3 protein-coding genes are annotated in these 3,480 nt (G+C 68.6%); all 3 read left to right on the forward strand.

Going from position 1 to position 3,480, the window contains the following annotated elements:
• A partial coding sequence (glpD, locus tag HUK84_RS12850) for a glycerol-3-phosphate dehydrogenase (protein WP_176640648.1) occupies window positions 1-976 on the forward strand: 976 nt, incomplete at its 5' end.
• A 67-nt stretch (window positions 977-1,043) separates the two neighbouring features.
• Entirely contained in the window at window positions 1,044-1,934 is an 891-nt protein-coding gene (locus HUK84_RS12855; protein WP_176640649.1) for an MIP/aquaporin family protein, read from the forward strand.
• A 31-nt stretch (window positions 1,935-1,965) separates the two neighbouring features.
• Complete coding sequence (gene glpK, locus HUK84_RS12860) at window positions 1,966-3,471, forward strand: glycerol kinase GlpK (protein WP_176640650.1); 1,506 nt, start codon at window positions 1,966-1,968, stop codon at window positions 3,469-3,471.
• The last annotated feature ends 9 nt before the right edge of the window (window positions 3,472-3,480 follow it).

The raw sequence follows: 3,480 nt of genomic DNA on the forward strand, positions 1-3,480 counted from the left end.
CCGCACGGTGCGCGCGCGTGCCCTGGTCAACGCCGCCGGGCCCTGGGTCGACCGCGTGTTGCGCGACCGGCTGGGCGTCGCGACCACCAAGCATGTGCGCATGGTCAAGGGCAGCCATATCGTGGTGCCGCGCCAGTTCGACGGAGAACAGGCCTATATCCTGCAGAATCCCGACCGGCGCATCGTCTTCGTCATCCCGTACGAGCAGGATTTCACCCTGATCGGCACCACGGACGTGCCCTGGACGTCCGATCCGGGCCAGGTCGAGATCTCGCCCGAGGAAATCCGCTATCTGTGCGACAGCGTGAACCGCTATTTCCACAAGCCGATCGCGCCGTCCGACGTCGTCTGGTCTTATGCGGGCGTCCGGCCGCTCTATGACGACGCGGCGCAGAATGCGTCGGCGGTCACGCGCGACTATGTGCTGGATGTCGACGTCCCGGACGGTGTTTCAGGCGCCACTCCGGGCGGCGCCCCCCTGCTGTCGATCTTCGGCGGCAAGATCACGACCTATCGCCGCCTGGCCGAACACGCGCTGGAAAAGCTGGCGCCGTACCTGCCTGTGGTGACGGGCGCGGGGTGGACGGCCGATCAGCCGCTGCCGGGGGGCGATCTGGGGCCGGGCGGTTTCGATGCCGTATTGGAGCGACTGCGCGCCGACGCGCCCTTCCTGCCGGAACGGACGGCTTGGCGGCTGGCGCGCAATTACGGCACGCGTGCCTGGGCCATTATCGGCGACGCGCGCAAGATGGCCGATCTGGGCGAGGAATTCGGCGCCGGACTGACGGCGCGCGAGGTGGATTATCTGCTCCGCGAGGAATGGGCGGAGACGGCCGACGACATCCTGTGGCGCCGCTCGCGCCTGGGCCTGCATGTCGGCCGCGACGACGCCGCCCGGCTGGAGCGATATGTGAACGCGCGCCGGACCGGCGCGCCAGGACCGTCCGGGCAGGCGCCGATCGCGATGGCAAGCTGAACGCCCCGCGGCGCGCCGCCGCCCGAACGCGACATTTCCCCGACAACAACGGAAAAGAAGCGGGAACATGTTCAAGGACAGGCAATTCGTCGGAGAGCTGATCTCCGAATTCATCGCGGTCTTCATCATCGTCCTGATCGGTGATGCCGTGGCGGGAATGTATTTCCTCTACGATCCCAGCCCCTATCGCACCGCCTATTGGGGCGTGTGCATCGTCTGGGGGCTGGCGGTCATGATCGCCATCTACGTCACCGGGGCGGTGTCCGGCACGCACGCCAACCCGGCGGTCACGCTGGCGCTTGCGCTCTATCGGGGTTTTCCCTGGCGCAAGGTGCTGCCGTACAACGCAGCCCAGATCCTGGGCGGCGTGGCCGGGGCGGCGATCGTCTACGTGCTCTATGCGCCGGTGATCGACCATTACAACATGCTGCATCATTTCGACCGCATGCATGACGGCGGCGCGGCGGGCGTGTTCTTCACCCATCCCGGCGAGGCCATCACCCCGCTGCACGCCCTGGTCGACGAGATCATCCTGACCGCGATGCTGCTGCTGGGGATCTTCGCGGTCACGTCCGAATACAATACCCAGGCGCCGCAGGCGAATTCCGGCGCGCTGATCATCGGCCTGCTGGTCGCGGCGCTGGGCGGCTGCGCGGGATATCTCGAAGCCTGGGCGCTGAACCCGGCGCGCGATTTCGGGCCGCGCCTGTTCTGCTTCCTGGCCGGCTGGGGGCCGACGGCCCTGCCGTCGCCGGGCCATTACTGGTGGGTGCCGATCGTCGGTCCCCTGGTGGGCGGCGTGATCGGGGGTGGGGCGTTCCAGTTCCTCGTGCTGCCCTACATGCCCCGGCGGCGTCCGCCCAGCCAGATCGAATCCGGCCCCGGCGAACCCGCGAAGGTCGAACCCTTCCCCAGCCCGGACGCCGCCCCGCCGCCCTATATCGCCGCGCGCCGCTGACACCGACGAAGCCAAGTCAGGAGCAAGACATATGAACGACAAGACCACAGTCCTGGCGATCGACCAGGGAACGACGTCCACCCGCAGCATCCTGTTCGACCGCGATGCCGAGGAACTGGCTTCCAGCCGCCGCGAATTCGCCCAGCACTACCCCGACCATGGCTGGGTCGAGCATGATGCCGACGAGATCTGGCGCGATACGCTGGCCACGGCGCGCGAAACGATCGAGCAGGGCGGCGGCGCGGGGTCGATCGCCGCGCTGGGCATCACCAACCAGCGCGAGACGATCGTGGTATGGGACCGCGCGACCGGCGCGCCGATCCATCGGGCCATCGTCTGGCAGGATCGCCGCACCGCGCCGATGTGCGTCCGGATGCGTCAGGAAGGGCACGAGGACCTGGTGCGCCAGCGTACCGGCCTGCTGCTCGATCCGTATTTTTCGGCGACCAAGCTGGCCTGGATCCTCGATAACGTCCCGGGCGCCCGCCGCGATGCCGAAGCGGGAAAGCTGGCCTTCGGCACCATCGACTCCTTCCTGCTGTGGCGCCTGACCGGCGGCCGCGTCCATGCCACGGACGTCACGAATGCGTCGCGCACCCTGCTGTTCGATATCCACCGCCAGGTCTGGGATGACGATCTGCTGCGCCTGTTCGATATCCCGCCCGCGCTGCTGCCCCAGGTGCGCAGCAACAGCGAGATCTATGGCGAAACCGATCCCGCCTTGTTCGGGCGGGCAATTCCGGTCGCGGGCATGGCGGGCGACCAGCAGGCGGCCCTGGTCGGGCAGGCCTGCTTCCGGCCCGGCATGGCCAAGGCGACCTACGGCACCGGCTGCTTCGTCCTGCTCAATACCGGCGAAGCCGCGGTCCAGTCGGCCAATCGCATGCTGACCACGATCGGCTATCGCATCGGCAACCGCACGGTCTACGCGCTGGAAGGCGCGATCTTCGTCGCCGGGGCCGCGATCAAATGGCTGCGCGACGGACTGCACCTGATCACCCATGCCTCGCAGACCGACGATCTGGCCACCCGGATACCGCACAGCCACGGCGTCTATATGGTGCCGGGCTTCGTCGGACTGGGCGCGCCGCACTGGGATCCCGAGGCGCGCGGGCTGATCTGCGGCCTGACCCTGGACGCCACGGCCGCGCACATCGCCCGCGCGGCGCTGGAATCGGTGGCCTATCAGACCTACGACCTGATGGCGGCGATGGCCCGGGACGGCGGCGGGGCGGTGACGACATTGCGCGTCGATGGCGGCATGGCGGCCAATGACTGGTTCTGCCAGTTCCTGGCGGACATCCTGCAGGCCCGGGTCGAACGGCCCCGCCATCTCGAAACCACGGCGACCGGGGCCGCCTATCTGGCCGGCTTGGCGACCGGGGTCTGGACCGATCTGGACGATGTCGCCGCCCGCTGGGCCCGCGGCCGCGTCTTCGACGCCGCGATGGAGGCCACCCAGCGCGAGACGATGCTGAAAGGCTGGCAGCAGGCGGTGCGCCGCACCCTGACCAGCACGTTTGCCACCGCGGCCTGAGGACGTGCC

The sequence above is a fragment of the Nguyenibacter vanlangensis genome, from assembly GCF_013376155.1.
Taxonomy (GTDB): Bacteria; Pseudomonadota; Alphaproteobacteria; order Acetobacterales; family Acetobacteraceae; genus Gluconacetobacter; species Gluconacetobacter vanlangensis.